We start from the raw sequence: 20,363 nt of genomic DNA on the forward strand, positions 1-20,363 counted from the left end.
CTAGCGTTTGCAGCTCGGCGTCGGTCGTCCTTCCTCACAGTGCTTGACCGTTGCTGCGGCCGGCTGCGCCCCACTCGTGCCCGCCACACTGCTGACGTGGCTGGCATAGTTGTCACGTGTGTGCTGATCGATCACGGCAACGGGCGCGGCTAGAACTAGACCCGCGACGTTGCCCGCCGCGGTCGCCGCCCCGGTGGTCGCCACCAAAATCTGGTCCCCAAGTCCGACGTGACTGTCGGTCAGCGTCTGCCCCTCCGAAATGCGCTGGCCTATGAGCTGGACGATCTGGGGAGATTCAGCAAATTTGCCGTGGTTCATGCTGTCGCCGGATTTGATCCTGGTGAGATCGACCACCATGATCTTATTGTCTTCCAGCTCCTTCTTGTACGGAGCCTGCTCCGGATCGATGGCGCCGAGCCGAGAAACGTCCCCCCAGACGCGGCGCGAAAACGCCAGCGCCTTGTCGTCACGGGACACGAACAGCGTGAACTGCGGATGCTGCTTGCCCATATCGGCGATCTGCTGGCTGAACACATCGACGTCGACATCGGGGGCGGCGAGCATGACATTCTTGAACTTCTTCGGCAGGCGGCCATTGCGGATGGCCATTTGGCGCAGCGATTCCAACGCAAGCCAGTTACCCATCGAATGCGCCAGGATCGAGACTTCCTTCACCTCGGGATCCTTTGCCAGATACTGGAAGAGCGTCTCCAGGGCATTGCGGGTATAGTTGGTGCTTTCACGGTCGTAGCCATAGGCCAGCAGGCTGCCGCGCGACGGCCATGTCACCAGCACGGGCGCACTACGGACGCCGGAGTCATGGACGATCTGCGCGAAGCGGTAGACCGCATCCTCGAATCGGTTGTTGAAACCATGAATGAAGACGAGGACGCTGCCGTCGGGGGTCTTCCTGACAGTAGCGCTCAGCCATCTCTTCGCTTCGTCGACGTCGAGGTCGTCGGCCTTCACGGTGGCGAAGTCCGTCGCAGGATTGGACGGCAGCCTCTTCGGCCAGGCGACCTGGCCTTCCTTGCGGACCTTGCTCGGAGGAATGGATATCGTCATGTCGGCGAAGGCGGGGGCCAGCGCGCGTTCTCCGTTGAACATTTCTCCCGGCACGGTCGACCGGGTGCGGGTCGTCGCGATCAGCATGTCGACTTTCGGCGAGCCTGGAGACGTATCGGCCACGGGGGTCAGCACATCCTTCGGATGGCCGCCACATCCGGGAAGCACTGCAAGCACGGCACACACAACAACCCAGCGAAGCCAGCACTTCTGAGCCGACGCCAACCCAACGCACCAATGACTGCTCACCGATCGCCCCTCATCCAACAAATGCTCACTGACACAGCGCCTCGACTGCCTCGTCCTAACAGTAGTAGACGCCCACCGCGCAGCGCCGGACGGTGCGCCGTGCCACTCCGGCGACGCTGACCGGCGTCAGCGGCCTGCCGATCCTGGCTTCGGCCGGGGTCACGATCCCGATCCCGTCTGTCATGGGGATCGAAAGCTGCTCAGCGACCTCAAGCCCGGAAATTCCGACGGCCGCGGCAATCAGGAGAACTCGCACGCGTTTGAACAGGGTCATTGCTTCGCTCCTTTTGCGAGGTGATCGGGAAGCTCGTCGGTGTCCTTGAGCTTCGACAGATCGACCTTTTTGGCGTCCGTGGTGTTTTTGAACGTGTAGTCTGCTGCCAGGACGTCGGTGCCCGCCTTCCAGTCGCTGATCTGGATGCTGTATTGCGGCCCCTGATCGACCTGCGTCGCGGTGATCACGTAGCGGCAGGGGTAAGGGTGGTCGCCCTGGGCGATCCAGATCTGCCAGTCCACCTCCTTGGTGCGAAAGGCCAGGTGGTCGCATTCGACACCGCCGATGACCCCGCTGCCGAGATCTTTCATGTCGGTCACGTCCTGCATCAAAGTGCCGTAGACATCCGGCATTAGGAGGTCGGCGCCGGGAACAGGCCGATGCAGCTTGTCCCGCATTTCGTCCACAAGGTGATCGATCGTGCCGGGCACCTCGGCTTGCGCATAGAGATTGGCGTCCTTGCCGAACAGGGTCGCCGTCTTGCCATCGAATGTCATCTCGACATTGGCAAACCCGCCATGCCGGGTGACGCGGAGCTTGTCGGGCCGGCCCATCTCCATCTTACCGGAGCTTGCAAGCAGGATCTTCTGATGGTCGGGGGTTACGACCTCAAGATTGGTGTCGTATTCAAATGAGATCGCTTTCTGCGAGGCGAGATAGTCCGACATCGCCTTCACCAGCTTCTTGGCGTCGGCTTCGTCGGCACGGGTTACCGACAAGGACCCGGAAACGATCAGGGCGAGGGACCCCGCCGCGAGCGCAGCCGAGAAACGATGCCGAAATTTTCGTGATTGTCTGGCCATCGATGCATGCCCTTCTGTATGGATCGTTGCAATCCGTCGAACTCTACAGTCGGACGACGGCAAAGGCCCGTAACATCTGGTAGCATCTGTGCCGAAACGGCTCGGTGCACTGCCCTCCCGCGGCGCTACCGTGGCACAAGTACAGCCGATCCTTGAGGCCGCCACAGCATCGACGCCTGCAACTCGTCGGACGCGGGAAGGCCAGCCTTTCTGATGTCAGCGATCAGTCTTGCCCTGTCGGCGGGTCGGAAGTTTCTCGCCTTGAGTTCGGCCACCACGTTGGGAATGAAATCCGGCTGCATCTCGTTGAAACTGAAAGCCTCGCGGCGGGCGTCGTCCATCATCCCCGCGTTCACGTAGATGACCGCGGCGACGGCATGGAAGAGCGGAAACTTCTGGAGATCCGCCTGCTTGATCTCGATGACCGCAGTCTTGTTGTCATGCAGCATGTAGGCGGCGAGCGCGCGGGTGCCATGGTAGTAGCCGGCGCCGCCTGGGTTGAGGGCAAAAGCGCGGTCGAGCAGTTCAGCACCACGTTGCCATTCTCCACTCATCGCGACACGCGTACCAAACTCCCCGAGCAGTTTTGTATCGTTTGGGTTGGTCGCCAATGCCTGTTCACCAACGTGGAGGGCTTCGGAAACCTCCTGATGGAAGAACAACGCCGTCATCAGCGCCTGATGAGCGCGCGTGTTGTCCGGATCCAGTTGCACGGCGCGACGGGCCGCCTGCAAGCTGCGATTAATCGGAGGCGACCCGTTAGTGTTCCGATTGAACCGGAACCGGTCCTCGTCGAGATAGATGATGGAGAGCATTGCCCATGCGGTTGCAAAGGATGGATAACGGGCGACGGCTCTTTCGAGGCACTCCCGCACGTCTAAGTGCCGCGTGGCACTCAATTCCGCACGGTATCCATAGAAGCTCAGCGTGCAGCCATAGGCGCCGAGATCGTCAGGGGGCCGATTGGAGACGTCGGCCTGAGCCATGATGCCGTAGGGCTGGGCCACTGCGGTCGCCACCTTGTTAGCGACGTCAGACTGAATGCTGAACAGATCACCACTCTTAATGTCGTCGTCGTAGGTCTGCGACCACAGGATTTCGTCATTGTCGGTATCAAGCAGGCGCGCCGTCACGCGAATGCGGTTACCCGAAACACGAACGCCGCCCGCAAGGAGGAAGCGAGCGCCCAGCTCGCCACCCATCTGGGACGCCTCGACCCCGGAGGGCAAGGATTTCGATGTCTCGCGACCGAAAACCCTGATTTCCTTGAAGCGAGGAAGGGCGGTCAAAAGCTCCTCGGTCAGGCCCGCGGTGTAAAGGGCTGCCTGCGGCCCGTCTCCGAGATTGGCGAACGGGGCGACGACGAGCGTCGGACCTTCCTTGATGGATCCCTGCGATGTAGAGCCCAACCTTGTGGGTAGCAAGTAGGCAGAAACGGCGAGCGCCACCATGACCACGCCGAGCATGATGCCAGCTCCAAGACCGAATGGCATCAATTTCTGTAATCGTTGACGCAGTGTGGCGGGTCGGTCGTCAGAAGACGCCGGAACCTCTTCGTTCCAGGCGAAAGATGGCGCGTAACCGCCTTTGGGGATGTCGATTCTGATCGGATCATTTTGTCCGGCGACCAAGTAGTAGCGCTCCAGCGTGCGCCGCAGCCGACCAGCCTCTATACGGACTACGGGATCGTCCTGCTTGAACCCTTCGCGCCGCTTGAACACTTCGATGGCAATCGAATAGCCCTTGATGCGCTCGGCGCGGCCCGCAAGCGCCTCCTCCGTGACATAGGTGAGAAGGGTGGCGCTTCGGCCCACCTTCGGAAATTCGCAACTGGAAAAGATGCGCTCGAGCTGAGCGCGAATATCGGCCTGGTTCGGTGGAGCGCGTGATAAACACGTCGCAACATCTTGCGCCGCTGGCAATTGGTTCTGCACGGCTTACTCCTCACCCGCTCTTGAGGGTCGCGTATGCAAGAAAAAGATTTTATTACCCCTGTGGAATGTAACCTACACTAGAAATCGATCGCCGTCCATGACGACAAGATTGCGTCGGCGCAGTTCGTGCACGGCGAATTCAGGCGGGTGCTCTATCTGGAGTACTGCCCCGATTAGCCGCACCATATGTCCGAAACGCGCGGCGCGATACTCGTATGTTACGGTTACATACTTGCGCTTTTACAGTGCCCGGTCACGATCGCGGTCGAAGGCAACCCCCGTGTCTCCTGATCTGGATAGGGCGGGAAGTGCTGCCGAAGGGGATTTCGATAACTCATCGAATAATAGAGGAGTACGGCAAATGTTGACGAAGCGAGATCTACTTCGCTCCGCCGCGGCGATCGCCGCCGGCGCCACGATTGCGAGCCCAAGCCTGCTGATGGCGCAAAGCTACCCCGGCATCATCGAGGCCAAGGACATTGCCGAGGAAGGCTTCATCTACGGCCTGCCGCTCGTGATGATTTATGCGGTCATGCAGGAATTCGCCGTCGACAAGAACTCGGGGCAGTTCAAGGCGCCGTTCAACGAAATCAACAACCAGCATCATGTCTCCACCCCGGAGGATACGGCAGTCATTACGCCGAACAGCGACACCCCTTACTCGATCCTCTGGCTGGATCTGCGCGCTGAGCCGATGGTTATCTCGGTACCGGCGATTGAAAAGGACCGCTACTACTCGGTCCAGCTCATCGACAACAACACTTACAATTATGGCTATATCGGCTCGCGGACCACGGGGACCGAGCCGGGCGACTATCTAGTGGTCGGCCCCGACTGGAAAAGTGAAACGCCCGCCGGGATCAAGAAGGTCTTCCAATCGACGACGCCGTTCACGCTCGCGCTTATCCGCACTCAGCTCTTCAACGCTGACGACATGCCGAACGTCGAGAAAATTCAGGCCGGCTACAAGCTGCGTCCGCAGTCCGCCTTCCTCAACCAGCCCGCTCCGCCCGCCGCGCCCGCGATCGAGTTCCTTCCTGCCACCACCGCCGGGATCAAGGATAACTTCTTCCAGTATCTCGACGCGGCCCTGCAATTCGTCCCCGAGACGCCAACGGACAAGGCCATTCGTGCGAAACTTGCGAAGATTGGCATCGGTCCCGGCAAGACGTTCGATTTCAAGGAACTGTCGCTCGAACATAAAGCCGAAATGCTGGTTGGTATGAAGCAGGGCGACGGCAAGGTCGACAAATGGCTGACCGGCGGAAACAAAAACATCAACGGCTGGAACGTCGGCTCGTTCTTTGGCGACGAGGCCTTCTACAACGGCGATTGGGTGATGCGAGCAGGCGCTGCCAAGGGCGGTCTTTTGGGCAACGATGCCGTAGAAGCCATGTACCCCTATACCCGGACGGACGCGACCGGTGCGCCGCTCGACGGCAGCAAGCACAATTACACCATCACCTTCGCACCCGGCCAGTTGCCGCAAGTGAATGCGTTTTGGTCGGTTACGATGTACGACGGCAAAAGCCAGCTCTTGGTCAAGAATCCAATCAATCGCTACCTCATCAACTCGCCCATGTTGCCGGGAATGAAGAAGAACCAGGATGGTTCGCTCACCCTCTATATCCAGAAAGACAGCCCTGGCGCGGACAAGGAGGCAAACTGGCTGCCTGCGCCCAATGACACGATCTATCTCGTGATGCGGCTCTACTGGCCGAAGACCGAAGCACCTTCCATCCTGCCGGCCGGCGAAGGCACTTGGCAGCCGCCCGGTATCAATGTGGCGCAATATTAAATCCAGACCATGAATTATCTCGACCAGGCTGACGCATGGCGTCGGATGCCGATGAGGAGAAAACAATGATACGCACGACGAGACTGCTTTGCGCCAGCGTTTCGGTAGTGCTAATGGGCCTAACTCCGGCTTCCGCCGATACGGCGCCGAAGATGAAGATGAGGACGCCGATACCGAATTCGATCGTCACGCCGGAGAGTGTGGACACCAGGCTTGGCAAGCTGAACTTTTTCGATGGCTTCCCGGATGACGCCACTTCGGAGAAGATCTACGACAATCTCGACTTCATGCGTGGTGTCGATGCTTTTCTCAACGCCATGCCCGGTGCATCCGTCGAAGCTATGCGTGTTGGCCTTGCCAGTCAGGGCGCCGACAACAATCAGACGATTCTGATTTTCGAAAACCTCATGGACTCGCATTCGCTGTTCCTCACAGGCAACACCGAAAGCATCTACAATCTCATGTGGCTGGATACCAAGGCCGGTCCGCTGGTCATCGAGACACCACCCAACATCCTGGGCATGATCGACAACCACTGGTTCGAATATGTCGGCGACGTCGGCAATGCCGGTCCGGACAAGGGCAAGGGTGGAAAATACCTGCTCTTGCCCCCAGGCTACGAGGGCGAGGTCCCCGAAGGTTATTTCGTGTTGCGGACGTCGACCTACGGAAACCTGTTCTTCTGGCGCGGCTTCCTCGAAAACGGTAGCACCGCAACCGCGATCGAAAACACCAGGAAGTTCGCCAAAGTCTATCCTCTTTCGGAAGCCGGCAACCCGCCGCCGATGAAGATCATCAATACCTCTGGCAAGGAGTACAACACCATCCATGCCAATGACTTTCATTTCTACGAGGAAGTGAACGACATCGTCCAATACGAGCCGAACGAGGCATACCACCCAGAAGTGCTCGGACAGCTCGCCGCCATCGGCATCGAAAAGGGTAAACCCTTCGCGCCCGACGAGCGGATGAAGAAGATCCTTATCGAAGCCGTGGCCGTCGGTAATTCGACAGCGCGCACCATCACCTTCAAGACCCGTATGAAGGACGCCTATTATTATCCGGGCAGCGCCTGGTTCACCGGCTTTGTCGGCGGCAGCTACGAGTTTCTTCTACAGCCCGGCGTTCGCTATCTCGATGCCCGTGTCCTGTTCCATTACTACGCGACGGGCATCACGCCGGCCATGGCGATAAAGCGGGTCGGCATCGGTTCGCAATACGCCGGTGCCACGACCGATAAGGACGGCAAGCCGTTCGATGGCAGCAAAACCTATAAGGTGCACCTGCCGCCAAACATTCCGGCAAAGGAATTCTGGTCTTTCGTCGTGTATGACAATCAGACGCGTTCGATGCTGCAGACGGACCAGCAATTCCCCAGCATTGGCAGCGACAAGAAAGACATTGTTATAAACGCGGACTCCTCAGTCGATGTCTGGTTCGGCCCGACAGCGCCGGAAGGCCATGAGGCCAACTGGGTCCAGACGGTTCCTGGCAAGGGCTGGAACGTTCTTCTTCGCCTCTACGGCCCGCTGGAATCGTGGTTCGACAAGACCTGGAAGCCGGGCGAGATAGAACTGGTGGAGTGATCACGACCTCGCCCGCTTGAGTAGTAGGAAGGTTGATTTTGTTCAGCACGCGATGAGACGGCAATTGAAGCAATCAGGGGCTAGCTCGTTGAATGTGACAGTGATCCTGACGTCCATCAGCTGCTCGTGAAGGAGTGGCGTCCGACCGCTTGGCTTTGGTCGTCATGCCGTCATGACGGCGACCTACGCGATCGGGGCGATGGCGACGTTCTGGTTCGTTGAGCGGGTGGCGACGTTCTAAGCAGGTGCGTCGGCCACGGGACCGTTGGTTACCGTAACATACGCTCCGAAAGGAGAGATTTGCATCATCATGTCCCAAGATCGCCTGCTGCCAGGCGACACATGCGAATGGATGAAACCGGATGGGGAACGGTGTTGGATTCGTAAAGAGCTGCTTCAAGCAGCGCGCCAAAGTCATCGAGGAACTCGCCGCACGCAACGAGGAGTTTCGCGACCTCTGCGACGACTTCGAAATTGCGAACAACGAGGAAGTGCAATGGGGACAGTCGACCGCTCCTGAGCGTGACGAGCGCGTCGCCGAGTATCAGGAACTCGTCGACAGCCTCCGGACCGAGATCGAGCAGTCTCTCGACAGAGCCGCGGTCGTCCCGTTCAAACCGCCACGATGATAACTGCCACCAAGCATTCGACGTAAATTGACCACTTCAGAACAATCGCTCCAGGAGGGACAATGATGATAGACAGAGTTGGCATCTTCGCAGGAACGGCGCTCGCCGCCTTCCTCGCCCTAACCGCAGTCGGTCGGGCCGACACGATCAGCTACGCCGATGCGGTAACGACGCTGGCCAAGGAGTGCGGCGCCGACATCAAGAAGTTCTGCAACGGAGAGAACCTCGGAAACGGTCGCATCCAGGCCTGCCTCGAGAAGAACGCGTCAAAGGTATCCCCGACCTGCACATCGACGCTTGGAAGCGTCATGGCATCGGTCGCCCAGCGCCAGGAAGCGCAGGCGTCGGTGTTCAAGGTCTGCCAGCATGACATCTCCCAATACTGCAACAGCGTGAAGGGCGACGGCAACATCCTCTCCTGCCTCGTTGAGACAAAGCGCGTGGACAACAAGGCTTGCAACCAGGCAATCACCGACGCTGGATGGCGGTAAGCCATGACCGGAAACAGAGGGAACAAGATGATCACTCATGGCCTTCGCATTTCACTGGCACTCGGCCTGCTACTGGCTCCGTGCATCGCTTCAGCCCAGCAGCTCGACAACACTCAGATCATGACCACTCTCGGACAGGTCAAGGCGGCAGCACCCGCCGTCGACGTCGCTCTGCTCGTGGAGGAAGCCAACGCCAATGTCGGAAAGGGTGTCGCCGCGCTCCCCAACTGGAGTAAGTTGTCAGAGCTCTCGCAGTTGATCGTCGAGATCGATTTCGAAAACAACTCGACTGCCATCGCGCCGAAATCCTACCGCACCGTCGGGCTCATCGCGGACGCGCTGCACCATCCGGACCTGTTCCGGTACAAGTTCCTGATCGTCGGACACTCGAGCGCGACGGGAACGGCCAAGCACAATCTCGAACTCAGCCAGAAACGCGCCGACGCGATCAACGAAGCGTTGTCGACCACCTTTGCGGTTTCGGCTGATCGCCTTTTTTCAGTCGGAGCCGGCGAGGAGTGGCCGATCGATCCAGGTCACCCGGAGTCGGCAGACAACCGACGTGTTCAGCTGATCAATCTGGGACTGTTGAAATAACACCACTCAGTGGAAAACCGGGAGAAAGCAGATGCTTAGAATCTCCGATATGTGCATGATCGCAATCGCAGCAGGCCTTCTATCTTCAACGCCGGTTCTCGCGCAGGACGCCATCTCGGCACCCGCGCAGAAGACCATCGGCGCAACTAAGTCAAATATGGTGCCGTCGCTGGCCGTCCTCAATTCCGGAGGCGCAAAGCTTGAGAACGGCAAGCTGACAATGAGCGGCATCTCGGCGGTTTCTATCGTGTTTGCCGACCGCCCAGTGCGCTCTGCAGGTCATGTGCTGACCTCCGAGTTCATCAAGCAGTGGGGCGAGGGGGCAGATAGCTTCGCCAAGGATCCTCCCAATGCGACGATATCGGTCTTGAGCGGCAAGGGAGATTCCGTCGCCGATGCGGTGGTCGTCTTGAAAACACCGAAGCTCGAGGGCGCAGACCTCACCTTCGACGTGGCTGTGCTCGAAGGTGATCTCGTCGGAGCGGATGGGCCGGCATCACTGTTCATTGACTGGTTTGCGGCACGTGGTCCTTACGGGGGCGTCGCCGTCGGGGGCGCTGGCTTTCGCGCCCCCGTCTGGCGTGGCGGATGGTATGCCCATCCTGGCGCATATTACGGAGCGGGCGTCGTTGCGGGGGCGGCAATCGGTGCCGCAGTCGCCGAGGATCGTCGCTATTATCCGCCTCCGGCTTGCGGATATTACCCGTATCCACCCTGCTACCAGCACTAGGGTATAGCAACATGCCCGTGCTGGTTTCGGCCCGCTGGAAGGCTTGTTACAGGCCTTCCAGCGGTGGTTGCAAGACCGAGGACGTAGCAATTGGACCATCTATCGAATCCTGATCCACTTCTGGAAATACTCGTCGGCACTGTGTTTCTGATTGTGGTCATCTTCGTGCACGGCGCTGGTATCCGGAGCATCAGCCTTCGGTTCAGCAAGTCATGGGCAGGCGTCACGAATGCCACGCCGCATTGGCGGTTGAACCTGATGCTAGCGGTGACGATCGCTGCGCTGGCGATCCTGCATTTCACAGAGACGCTGATCTGGGCGGTACCTCTCTATGTCAGGGCCATCATCCCGTCGATGCGCGACAGCTACTACTACGTCCTGGAAAGCTATACGACGCTAGGGGAGGGCAACGTCACTCTCCCGGACCACTGGCGTCTGCTCGGGCCAATCATTGGGATGTCGGGGTTGTTCACCTTCGGTTGGACGGGGAGCGTCCTGGTCAGCATCATGACCGAGTTCGGCAAGTTCGACAGACTGCAGGCGAAACGGGAGCAAAGGGAGGAGGAGAAGGCGGAGTCATGAGGATGGCCGCCTTCTCGAAGACGACGCCTGGAGATTCGATTGGCTGCAGCCGCCTCGTGAGACAGGGCCGATGAAGACGGCACCGTCGACAAGTGGCTGACCGATTTTAACAACATGTTCAAGGAGTTCGGCACGGTGAAGGACCCGCTGCCACCCGCCAGCTACTACGAATCGAAGCTTTTCGCTTCGGCTTGAAGCGTCCGTTCTGCATGTGGTCAAGGATCTGCCGCCAGTGAAAAACGCCAACCAAATGGGGCCTGCCGGCCTCCTTGCCGCCTTCATTGTCGAAGAGAGCGATGAAAACTGGCATGACACACGTAGCATTTTTAAAGTTTTTATGTGAAAACATCGAGTTAGCTTATATGCATTCGAAGGCGCGACTGGAATTCGTGACGGAAAAGTGGAACGCAAAGTCAATCTCAAAGATGTCGCGCGCGATGCGGATGTGTCCCTGAGCACGGCCTCGCACGCCCTGAACGGAACCGCGCCTCTGACGATCGAAGTGCGCGAGAGGGTTCTGAACTCGGCGAAGCGGCTAGGCTATCTTGAGCGCAGGAGGGAAAAGGCGACGATTGCGGCGTTGCGTGTTTTGCTTCTGGCGATTCCTGACGACGCCGCTCCGCAAAGCGACCTCAACCTGGTGAGCTGGACGATCCTCAACGGTCTTCGAAGAGAATGCGAGCGGCGCGGAATCAGGATCGTGCCCTTCGTCAGCACCGGCCGGAGAATTGATGGAACGCAGGTAAGACAGATTGCGCTTTCGGAGCGTGCCGACGGTATTGTGATCTTGAACGACGATCACGCGGAACTCATCCGAAGCGTCGCCTCTGCCGGCATGCCTGTCGTCGTTATAAACGGCGAGGATCCGGCCATGCTTGTCGATACGGTCACGCCCGAAAACCGCTTCGGCGCGCGGTTGGGCATCGAACATCTGCTCGCGCTCGGACATCGCCGCATCCTGCACCTCACCTGGAAAGGCCGAACGACGATCCAGCGCCGATATGACGGCTTTTCCGACGCGTTTCTTGCCGCGCAGCTTCCTGTTCTGGATGACATGATCGTGGAAGCTGAAGGATACGAGCCCAGGCATGGCGAGGCTGCCATCAATGCACTGGTTGATCGGGATCCTTTAATGCGAGGGGCGACCGCCATTTTCTGCGCCGCCGACAACCTGGCGCTTGGGTGCCTGAAGGCGTTGGCCGATCGCGACATTCGCGTGCCGGAGGCGATTTCGGTGCTGGGATTCGATGACATCGTGCGCGGCGAGTTCAGCCGTCCGCCGCTGTCGACGGTCAGCGTTCCGGCCGACAGACTCGGCGCTGCTGCCTTGTCCCTCATCGAACAGAGGCTGATTGCCAACGATCCGCAGCGGCCGGCACATCGCCTGGAACTCGGATGCCATCTCGTTTTGCGCGGCAGCGTTGCGCCGCCGCGCTGACCCAGATCACTTCATCCCTGTTCCGGCGATGCCTGTGGTGATGTATCTCTGCAGAAACACGAACACGATCGTGACAGGCAGCAGGCTGAGAAACGTCATCGCCAGGATGTAGTGCCACTGCACCGAGAACTCCCCCTGGAATGCATTCAGGCCGACCTGCAGTGTGAAGTTCTCGCGGCTGTTGAGGACGATAAGCGGCCAGAGGAAATCATTCCAGCGCCAAAGGACGGAGAAGATCGCCAGCACCGCCAAAGCAGGCGCCGTCAGCGGCAGAATGATGCGCCAGAAGATGCAAAATTCGCTTGCCGCATCAACGCGCGCAGCCTCGATGAGCTCATCCGGTATCGTCAGCATATATTGCCGCAACAGGAACACGGCTGTCGGGGAGGCGATCGTCGGCAGGATGACCCCCCAGAGGTTATCGGCAAGGCCAACTCCCACGATGACAAGATATGCCGGGACCATGACGACGGCGAGCGGGATCATCAGGGTTGAAATGATGATCACGAAAACCGTCGTGTCGCCGCGAAACCGGTATTTCGACAGCGCAAAAGCTGCCAGGGCATTTACCAGCAGCGTCAGAACCGTTGCAACGAACGTGACAAACACCGAGTTCTTGAGGAAGGTCAGGAAGTTGAAACGCGTCAACGGATCGGCGTAATTTTGCGTGGCCACGGTCAACCGCTGCACGGGCGTTATGCTCTTCACGTCGACGCCGACGGGCTTTCCCGGATTTGCAGGGTCAACCATCTGGGCTTTGAGGCCGATACGGCGAACCATGGCCATTTCGCGCTTCTCGCCGTCAATGGTGACTTGCCAGAGGCTGAGCGGCTTGTCGAAACCGGACACCGTCTGCTCGACGGCAGCGCGGGGTAGCAGCGTCGGCGGAAACCGGGTGATTTCGGCGGCCGGCTTTAGCGAGGAAAGGCCCGCCCAGACAACAGGAACGAGCACCGCAAGGGTGCCCGCAAACAACCAGACCCATGACAATATGTCGGTTATATCGACGCGTTCGGTCCGTCGCGTGCGCGTCAGAAATCGGATCGGATTCATAAGGCTGTTCATTTTATGACTCCATCCGCCGGCCAAGGCGCAGCTGTATTAGGGTCAGCACCAGGAGCACCGCTCCCATCAGAACGGAAGCTGCGGATGCAAGGCCGAAGAGGCGAAGATCGCTGCCGAAGGCCATCTGGTAGATGTATTGGACGATAAAGCTGTTGGCCGTGCCCGGGCCGCCGCCGTTCGTCAGAACCCAGGCTTCGTCGAAAATCTGGACGGACCTGATCATCAGAAGGATCAGAACGACCAGCAGGTTCGGCCCGAGGAGCGGCAGCGTGATCCTGAAAAGCGTGCGCCGAGGCGAGGCCGCGTCGATTGAGGCTGCTTCATAAAGCTCCTTCGGGATAGCCTGAAGGCCGGCCAGGAGGATGAGCGTATAAAAGCCCATGTGAAACCAGACGGAGACGACCACGACGAAGAAGCGCGACCAGCCGACATCCAGAAGAAAGATTTCCGGCGGAACGCCGAGCATCTGCAGGAAGGCGTTTAGCAGGCCGTTTCGATCGAGGAACCATTTCCAGATCAGGCCGATGACGACCGGAGACAGCAATACGGGATAGAAGAAGATTGCCCTGAAGAAGCCTCGCGCGGCAATCGCTCGATTGAGTATCAGTGCGGTGATGAGTGCCACGAGCAATGTGGCAACGACGTTGAATGCCACGAACCAAAGGGTATTCCACACAGCCGTCCAGAACAGCGATTCCCGGCACGTTCCGGGCCTCAGATAATCGTCGCAGGCAAGCAGGGTGCGGAAATTGTCGAATCCGACGAACGGCCGGTCCGATACGAAAAGATTCGTCCCGCCGGTAAAGGCGTAACCGACTGCAATCGCGATGGGAAGGAATGTGAATATGCCGAACAGAACCAGGTTCGGCGTCAGAAACAGCCATGGCATGCGTTTGCGGCCAAGCACGCGCTCCATCGCATTCACGGGGGCCTCGACCACCCTCATGAGTGTTTCGCCCGCCTGGTAAAGCAATGCGCCTCCCTTGAGCGTCGCCATGTCAGAGCCCCCCTTTTCCCTGCCGCCGGCCAAAAGCCAGACCGCTTTCGGGATCGAACAGATGAACGCGCTCAGGAGTGGAGTTGATCAGGATACGATCACCTGGGGATGGCGCGAAATGGCCTGCCTCATGAATGATGATCTGCGCGTCCTCACCCTCCAAGTGGCCATAGACGTAGGTTTCGGTTCCAAGACCCTCGTGATACTGGACGATGAACGGCAGGCCAGCCTGGCTGGAGCGTGCGAAGTGCGCGGGCCTGACGCCGGCCAGCACGGCCTGCCCGACGTTGAAGCCAGCAGGCTCCACGTCACTGGCGAGCTTGCCGCCGTTGCCGACGTCGATGGAGACGCCGTCTTCGCCGACATTGGCCACCTTGCCTTTCATGATGTTCATGCGCGGAGAGCCGAGAAAGCCGGCCACGAAGAGATTTCGCGGCCGATCGAACAGTTCCAGCGGGGCGCCGACCTGCTCCACCTGCCCGCTGCGCAAGACGACAATCTTGTCGGCCATCGTCATCGCCTCGACCTGGTCGTGCGTGACGTAAACCATCGTGGTTTTGATCTCGCGATGAAGCTTGGTGATTTCGGCTCGCGTCTGAACGCGCAGTGCGGCATCGAGGTTCGAAAGCGGCTCGTCGAAGAGAAAGATATCGGGTTCGCGCACGATCGCCCGGCCGATCGCCACCCGCTGGCGCTGCCCGCCTGAAAGTTGCTTCGGACGCCGGTCCAGATAGGGCTCGATTGCCAGCATTCTGGCCGCTTCGGCAATGCGCGCTTCGATCTCGCTACGCTTGAACTTGAGGTTCTCCAAGCCGAAAGCGAGGTTCTTGCGAACGCTCATATGCGGATAAAGCGCGTAGGACTGGAAGACCATTGCGATCTTGCGCTCGGCCGGCGAGAGCTGGCTTACATCCCGCCCGCCGATCGAGATTGCACCGGATGTTATGTCTTCGAGTCCCGCAATGATGCGCAGCAACGTCGACTTCCCGCATCCCGAGGGACCTACGAAAACGACGAACTCGCCATCCGTGATATCAAGGTCGACATCATGGAGGACTTTGACGGCGCCATACGATTTGTTGATAGTCGAAAGCTTCAGTTCTGCCATGCCCTGCTCCCATCAGGTGTCGCCGTTTCGAAGGCGACGTCTATCTTGTTCCAGCCCTGCGGCAACGGCGCCGGCCTCTTGATCAGCACCTCTTCCATAAAGATCCCGGTAATCCCGGCCAGGTATGCGGCTGGCATTCCTCCTGGATAGCGCTGCAGCCCGATCACCTGTCCGTCCGAACCGCGGGTCCAGGCATTGGCGCGGCCCCCTCCATCGGCCTTCGGCGCCAAATCCGCATTCGTCGGGCGCAGGTCGTAGGATTGCCCGGTGCCCAGCTGCCCCGGCTGCTGATCCAGCTTGATGCGCGCCAACCGGATATTTCGAATGCCGGCGGAAGACGTCGAAATCAACGTGATCGCTCCCTCCATTTCGCCGGTTATGTCCTCGACGATCACATTCTCGATGGCACCGGCAGTCCGCTCCGCGACACGGTCGACGGCATTGATCGTAAGCGCCTCTCCAGAGCCCCAGAAGCCGTCGAGCGTCTCGCGGCACTCTACTGCAATTCTCGAAAACCTTACGTTCGATATTCGTCCGCCGTCGCGCGAGAAGACGCCCAACGCACGGTTGGAGGCCGAGACGTTGCAATCCTCGAACGCGACATTGGTCACGTCGCCATGCGTTTCCGTGCCGATCTTGAGCGCGCAGCTCAGGCTTTGGACCGAGCAGCGGCGGACGAGGATGTTTTGGCACTGCCCTATGGCGGCACCTGCCGGACCAATACTCGTCTTCAGGCATATACCGTCGTCGGCGGTCGATATCAGGCAATCTTCGATGACGGCGCCGCGGCACGCATCGAGGACGATGCCATCCGTATTGGGGAGACGGCGGTCGTTCTCGATCGTCACACCCCTGACCGCAACATCCGTGCAGTCGATGAAATGCAGCGTCCACATCGGCGAGCGGGAGATATGGATGGAACTGATCTCAACCCCGTCACATGCCTCGAAGACGACAACGCGTGGCCGAAATTCGGCTGGGATGAAGGTCCCCACCGTTTTGTCGTCTCCCACGATGAAGCTGTCGCAACCGGCTTCGATGCGGCCCGAGCCCGTCAGGCTGATCCACCGCGCATTCTTGGCAACGATCATGCCGCGATTCGACTTCTCGGCAATGACCGAAACGGTCGTATGCGCATATGCGTCATAGTCCGGAACAGGACGCAGGATCGCGCCGGCGGCCAGGTGAAGATCGACGCCGGACTTGAGCTGGAGCCCCCGGCAGACATGGATACCGGCCTCGAGAACCACGCGTCCGCCGCCTGAAGTCGATACCTCGTTGATCGCCGCTTGCAATCGAGCTGTATCGTCGCTGCCGATCGCATCGATCGAGATAGGAGAGGTCGGGCTCATTGCTGGTGACCGCGCTCCAGGAGGACTTCCGTCAGGAGCAACATGGTGAGAGCCTGGCCGTAGGGCGTCGGCACATTCGGTATGCGCCTGTAGAAATCAAGATCATGACCCATCGGCGTACCATCCGAGACGCCGTGTACGACACCTTCCTCATCGATGCGCGTGAGCACCGCCGCAAGCGCACGCTCTGCGTAGGCCCTGTCGCTGCTGTCGAGAATGCCGGCATCCACGGCGCGGAGGATGCCGTAGGCAATTCCGGCGGTGGCCGAGGTCTCCAACGGAGACGACGGGTCGTCCAGCAGGGTCGTGAACATGCCGTCGGGCCTCTGGCACGCCTTCAGCGAGCGCACCTGACTGGCAAGAACGTTTGAAAGAAAACGCCGGTCTTTCTCCCCAAGGGTAGGAACGAGATCGAAGAGTTCCGGGATGGCCACCGTGATCCAGGCATTGCCGCGAGCCCAGAAGGCATTGGCGAAATTGTGCCGCCCATTGAACGTCCAGCCGTGATACCAGAGCCCGCTCACCGGATCGGACAGGTAGCGCGTGTGGATCACGAACTGATAGACAGCTTCATCGATCCATTCGCTGCGTTCGCAAAGCACGCCCGCCCGGGCCAGAAAGAGGCAGGCCATGAACAGCGTGTCGTCCCAAAGTTCGCCATCGTTGAGGCGCTCTTTGACAACGTGTTGAAAACCACCGTCTTCCGTTTTGGGCAGCTCCTTGACGAGCCATTCGGCCCAGTCCTCGACAAGCGCGCGAAAATCGGGACGATCGACATGCTGAACGAGGATCGCAAGCGGCAGCATCGGAGCCGTGCTGTTGATCTGGCGTGGCGGGAGGCCGCGCTCGGTCTGGCCGCTGTACCAGGCCACAAGCTCCTGAAGCGCTTTTTGATCGTTGGTGGAGACTGCGCGTCTCAAGAAGCCATACAGACCGACGCCGACCTCCCAATCCCATTCGTCGAACTGGATCCCTAAGGTAGGCCCGGCCGTCACCAGACCTTCCTTGATGCCCTTGAGACGGCTGAAAGCCGCCGCGACGCGATCGATCGTCGTCAGAAGGACGGCGTTGTCGGCAGATGTTGGGTTCATGCTGGCACCTATTTTCAAGAGTAGAACGGTCTGTCAGCGCCAGCGTCAGATGCGGCACTGTCGTAGGTGAGGATCGGGTGCGGTTGATCGTGAGTGAACGGCCGGGCCTGCCCATCGATTGAAAGTCCATCGGCGTACGACAGACTGAAGGCCGGACCACCCCTTGGCGTCAGCACAAGACGCCGAACCTTCCGATCAAACGAGACCGTTGTCTGGCGGATGCGCTCGACGAATGTCATGAACGCGTCGCCATCACCGCATCCGACAATTGCTGCCCAGCCGCAGATCGACCCGTAGGAGCGCACTTCCCGGCCGGCCGTCGGGCCATCCGTGACCAGTTCCAGGCCGTTTGATGCGTAGATCGCAGAAAATCCGTTGCCCGAGCGCGCAATGAGCCAATTGTCATCGATGATGACATCGTCCAGACCGTCGCGGCCGATATAGGCGTGCGTCCATGTATGCCGTGCGTCGCGGGTATCCTCAATCAGAAGCGCGACGTCACGATGCTGGGCGACGCGTGGCAGGACACCGTTACCCGCCCAGTAGGACGGTCTTTGATTACCCCACGGATCGTCCTCGCCGGGATGGTTGATCCAGAGCCTTGCCATGGGATGGCCGGCCAGACGCACATCGATGACATGCTGCTGGTGCCCCTTCTGCCCGGTCTTGTGATCGACGACGGTCGAAAGCTGCGCCGCTTCGTTCTTGAAGAGCACGAGCTTGCCGCTCTCCAGGCCCTGACTGTACCGGGCCTCCACGCTCCTGCCCGGTGCCAAGTTTGCAATCTCAGTGAGATCGGCAGGCGGTTGATAGCTGCCGGCACAGAACAGCGGTAACGATGCCACCCCACTGTTCAGCCAACCGGTCCCGAAAGCGACTTGGGCAAAGGGTGCGAGCTCGGTCAGGGGCCCGGCGCGCAGTTCCTTGTCATAGGCGCGGCCCTGCGATCCGGCCGGAACACCCGAAAGCGTATGCAGAGCGATCATCCGGAAAATGAGATCGAGCAGCGCACGGGCGCGCCTTGCAATAGACGCCTCGGCCCAGCGTTCCAGCGCCAACAGGCCGATGAAATCGACCGGATAATATGCCGCCGAATTCCACTCCGCGAGGCCATGCGCCCCCACGCTGTCGAACCAGCGTCCCAGGCGCTCGGCGGCAAGCTCTGCCTGCTGTTTTCCTGTCCTGCCCGAAGCTGAAAAGGTCTCCTCTGGCAAGAGAAGTCCTGCCAGCAACTGGCTCGTGTGGAAGCAGAGCACATGGTTCTCGCTCCAGAACCACATGGCATCGTTGCCCGGTTCATCGACCCAATAACGGTAAGAAAGAATGGAATACCGGATTCGCTCGACCACGCCGGCCGGCATCCGATCGGCATAGGCGCCGAGCAGCCACAATAGCGGCACCATGATAAAATCCGAGCAATCCTCACGCGAATCGATGGAGGTGAGTGTCGCCTCGATGATGCGGTCAAAGCTCTCTTGGTCATGATCGCCGGTTTCCATCATCGCAATGATGCGGGCCACGCGATCGGCGCCGAAGCGGGCACTGTATTCGAGTGCCTGCCGCTTCCGATCCACGAGTGTCACCTCGGATGGCGGTGGAGAAATGCTGCTCAGAAAGCCGGCATCGATGACACGTTTGACCGAGCCCGGCCCGCTGCCGATCGTCAGATGCACGCCGTGATAACCATCTGCGATGCCGAGCACATCCCCGGCCGTCAGGCGGCTTTGATGGGCACGCAGCGTCAAATGGGATTGCGCAAGAACAGGCCTCTCGTGGCCATGACCGACGACCTTAAGCTCGATCGGCAAGTCGCGCTCAGGCGCCGTATCGAATATCAGCTCCAATGGCTGGTTGACGAACACATCTCGTGAAGGGCGCATGCCGCGCGAAAGGCTCTCCAGTTCCCGTACTTCGTCCTGATCCAGTGCCACAGGCAGCAGCACGCGGAGCGGCTCTTTATCCAGCACTTCAAGTTCGAAGAACCAGGTAGTGTCGCGTTCGGCAAGGTCCTCGGTATGAACGAGAATCTGGTTGTCGCCGGCCTCCAGCGGCAGCGTGATGTCCGTTGAACTCTCGACGTTGCGCTTGAACGGCTCGAAGCGCACCGTCTCCTCTCCGTTGACCCATATGCGAACCCCGCCGCAGGTCTTGAGCCTGAGATGCAGCACGCGGGGCAACTCTGTCCGGAAAGTACCCTTCAGCCATCGCCGCAGATGGGTGGGCACGTGCCAAAAACCGGTGAATTCGACGCGGCGGTTAGAGCCCGGGAGGTAAAGGCTCGCGGTCGACCACGAAACGTCGGGCACGAGCTCTCGCCCGACCATTGTTGACCAAAAGGCCTTTCGGCAGGGAAGATCCCCGACATCTACAAAACCATTGATAAAGCGATAGTTGACGCGATCTTCCGCGGGCGCAGCGATACCGGGAAAATGGCTAGCGATGAGGTCGGAAACCGCCCATGCCGTCACGGTTTGGCCCTGCCCGACACTATATGCAGGCGCCTCAAGGCCCGGCCGTTCGTTCACAGATCGCCTCCTCCGCAGTGGAATGAAAACTTTTTCATTCCACAGTTTT

Annotated in this window: 17 protein-coding genes and 1 pseudogene; 8 read left to right on the forward strand and 10 right to left on the reverse strand. The window is 59.6% G+C overall.

Going from position 1 to position 20,363, the window contains the following annotated elements; translation table 11 throughout:
- From ACZ9BX_RS25205 to ACZ9BX_RS25220, 4 genes are all read right to left on the reverse strand, one after another.
- Positions 1-1,242 carry an alpha/beta hydrolase gene (locus tag ACZ9BX_RS25205; RefSeq protein WP_476220805.1) on the reverse strand — a complete coding sequence of 414 codons (1,242 nt, stop codon included), beginning with the start codon at positions 1,240-1,242 and terminating at the stop codon, positions 1-3.
- A gap of 127 nt (positions 1,243-1,369) precedes the next feature.
- A complete protein-coding gene (locus tag ACZ9BX_RS25210) occupies positions 1,370-1,588 on the reverse strand; it encodes a hypothetical protein (protein WP_476220806.1) in 219 nt (72 codons plus the stop codon).
- A complete protein-coding gene (locus tag ACZ9BX_RS25215) occupies positions 1,585-2,391 on the reverse strand; it encodes a DUF2092 domain-containing protein (RefSeq protein ID WP_476220807.1) in 807 nt (268 codons plus the stop codon). The genes ACZ9BX_RS25210 and ACZ9BX_RS25215 overlap by 4 nt, the downstream gene beginning before the upstream one ends.
- A gap of 125 nt (positions 2,392-2,516) precedes the next feature.
- Complete coding sequence (locus ACZ9BX_RS25220; RefSeq protein WP_476220808.1) at positions 2,517-4,325, reverse strand: adenylate cyclase; 1,809 nt, start codon at positions 4,323-4,325, stop codon at positions 2,517-2,519.
- 361 nt (positions 4,326-4,686) lie between these two features.
- On the opposite strand from ACZ9BX_RS25220, the gene ACZ9BX_RS25225 reads away from it, so the two are divergent.
- The 8 genes and pseudogenes from ACZ9BX_RS25225 to ACZ9BX_RS25260 all read left to right on the forward strand — a co-directional run bounded on the left by ACZ9BX_RS25225 (position 4,687) and on the right by ACZ9BX_RS25260 (position 12,176).
- Positions 4,687-6,123, forward strand: coding sequence for a DUF1254 domain-containing protein (locus tag ACZ9BX_RS25225; RefSeq protein ID WP_476220809.1), 1,437 nt, complete (start codon positions 4,687-4,689; stop codon positions 6,121-6,123).
- A gap of 65 nt (positions 6,124-6,188) precedes the next feature.
- Positions 6,189-7,709 carry a DUF1254 domain-containing protein gene (locus tag ACZ9BX_RS25230; RefSeq protein WP_476220811.1) on the forward strand — a complete coding sequence of 507 codons (1,521 nt, stop codon included), beginning with the start codon at positions 6,189-6,191 and terminating at the stop codon, positions 7,707-7,709.
- Positions 7,710-8,071: 362 nt separating this feature from the next.
- A complete protein-coding gene (locus ACZ9BX_RS25235) occupies positions 8,072-8,338 on the forward strand; it encodes a hypothetical protein (protein ID WP_476220813.1) in 267 nt (88 codons plus the stop codon).
- Between the two features lie 62 nt (positions 8,339-8,400).
- Positions 8,401-8,829, forward strand: coding sequence for a cysteine rich repeat-containing protein (locus ACZ9BX_RS25240; protein WP_476220814.1), 429 nt, complete (start codon positions 8,401-8,403; stop codon positions 8,827-8,829).
- 27 nt (positions 8,830-8,856) lie between these two features.
- Entirely contained in the window at positions 8,857-9,426 is a 570-nt protein-coding gene (locus tag ACZ9BX_RS25245; RefSeq protein ID WP_476223036.1) for an OmpA family protein, read from the forward strand.
- A gap of 31 nt (positions 9,427-9,457) precedes the next feature.
- A complete protein-coding gene (locus ACZ9BX_RS25250; RefSeq protein WP_476220815.1) occupies positions 9,458-10,156 on the forward strand; it encodes a hypothetical protein in 699 nt (232 codons plus the stop codon).
- Positions 10,157-10,246: 90 nt separating this feature from the next.
- Positions 10,247-10,838: pseudogene (locus ACZ9BX_RS25255) on the forward strand (ion channel).
- Positions 10,839-11,138: 300 nt separating this feature from the next.
- On the forward strand, positions 11,139-12,176 hold the full coding sequence (locus tag ACZ9BX_RS25260) for a LacI family DNA-binding transcriptional regulator (RefSeq protein ID WP_476220816.1): 1,038 nt from the start codon (positions 11,139-11,141) through the stop codon (positions 12,174-12,176).
- Positions 12,177-12,182: 6 nt separating this feature from the next.
- On the opposite strand, the gene ACZ9BX_RS25265 is transcribed toward ACZ9BX_RS25260, so the two are convergent.
- The 6 genes from ACZ9BX_RS25265 to ACZ9BX_RS25290 are packed head-to-tail and all read right to left on the reverse strand — an operon-like array spanning position 12,183 to position 20,314.
- On the reverse strand, positions 12,183-13,229 hold the full coding sequence (locus ACZ9BX_RS25265) for a carbohydrate ABC transporter permease (protein ID WP_425376369.1): 1,047 nt from the start codon (positions 13,227-13,229) through the stop codon (positions 12,183-12,185).
- A 13-nt stretch (positions 13,230-13,242) separates the two neighbouring features.
- Entirely contained in the window at positions 13,243-14,238 is a 996-nt protein-coding gene (locus tag ACZ9BX_RS25270; protein WP_476220817.1) for a carbohydrate ABC transporter permease, read from the reverse strand.
- A gap of 1 nt (position 14,239) precedes the next feature.
- Complete coding sequence (locus ACZ9BX_RS25275) at positions 14,240-15,346, reverse strand: ABC transporter ATP-binding protein (protein WP_476220819.1); 1,107 nt, start codon at positions 15,344-15,346, stop codon at positions 14,240-14,242.
- On the reverse strand, positions 15,334-16,698 hold the full coding sequence (pglB, locus tag ACZ9BX_RS25280) for a polygalacturonase PglB (RefSeq protein ID WP_476220820.1): 1,365 nt from the start codon (positions 16,696-16,698) through the stop codon (positions 15,334-15,336). The genes ACZ9BX_RS25275 and pglB overlap by 13 nt, the downstream gene beginning before the upstream one ends.
- Complete coding sequence (gene bglB, locus ACZ9BX_RS25285; protein WP_476220822.1) at positions 16,695-17,789, reverse strand: beta-galactosidase BglB; 1,095 nt, start codon at positions 17,787-17,789, stop codon at positions 16,695-16,697. Before bglB ends, pglB begins: the two co-directional genes overlap by 4 nt.
- 14 nt (positions 17,790-17,803) lie before the next feature.
- Complete coding sequence (locus tag ACZ9BX_RS25290) at positions 17,804-20,314, reverse strand: hypothetical protein (RefSeq protein WP_476220823.1); 2,511 nt, start codon at positions 20,312-20,314, stop codon at positions 17,804-17,806.
- Between the last annotated feature and the right edge of the window lie 49 nt (positions 20,315-20,363).

Source organism: Rhizobium sp. USDA 3886, assembly GCF_056279785.1.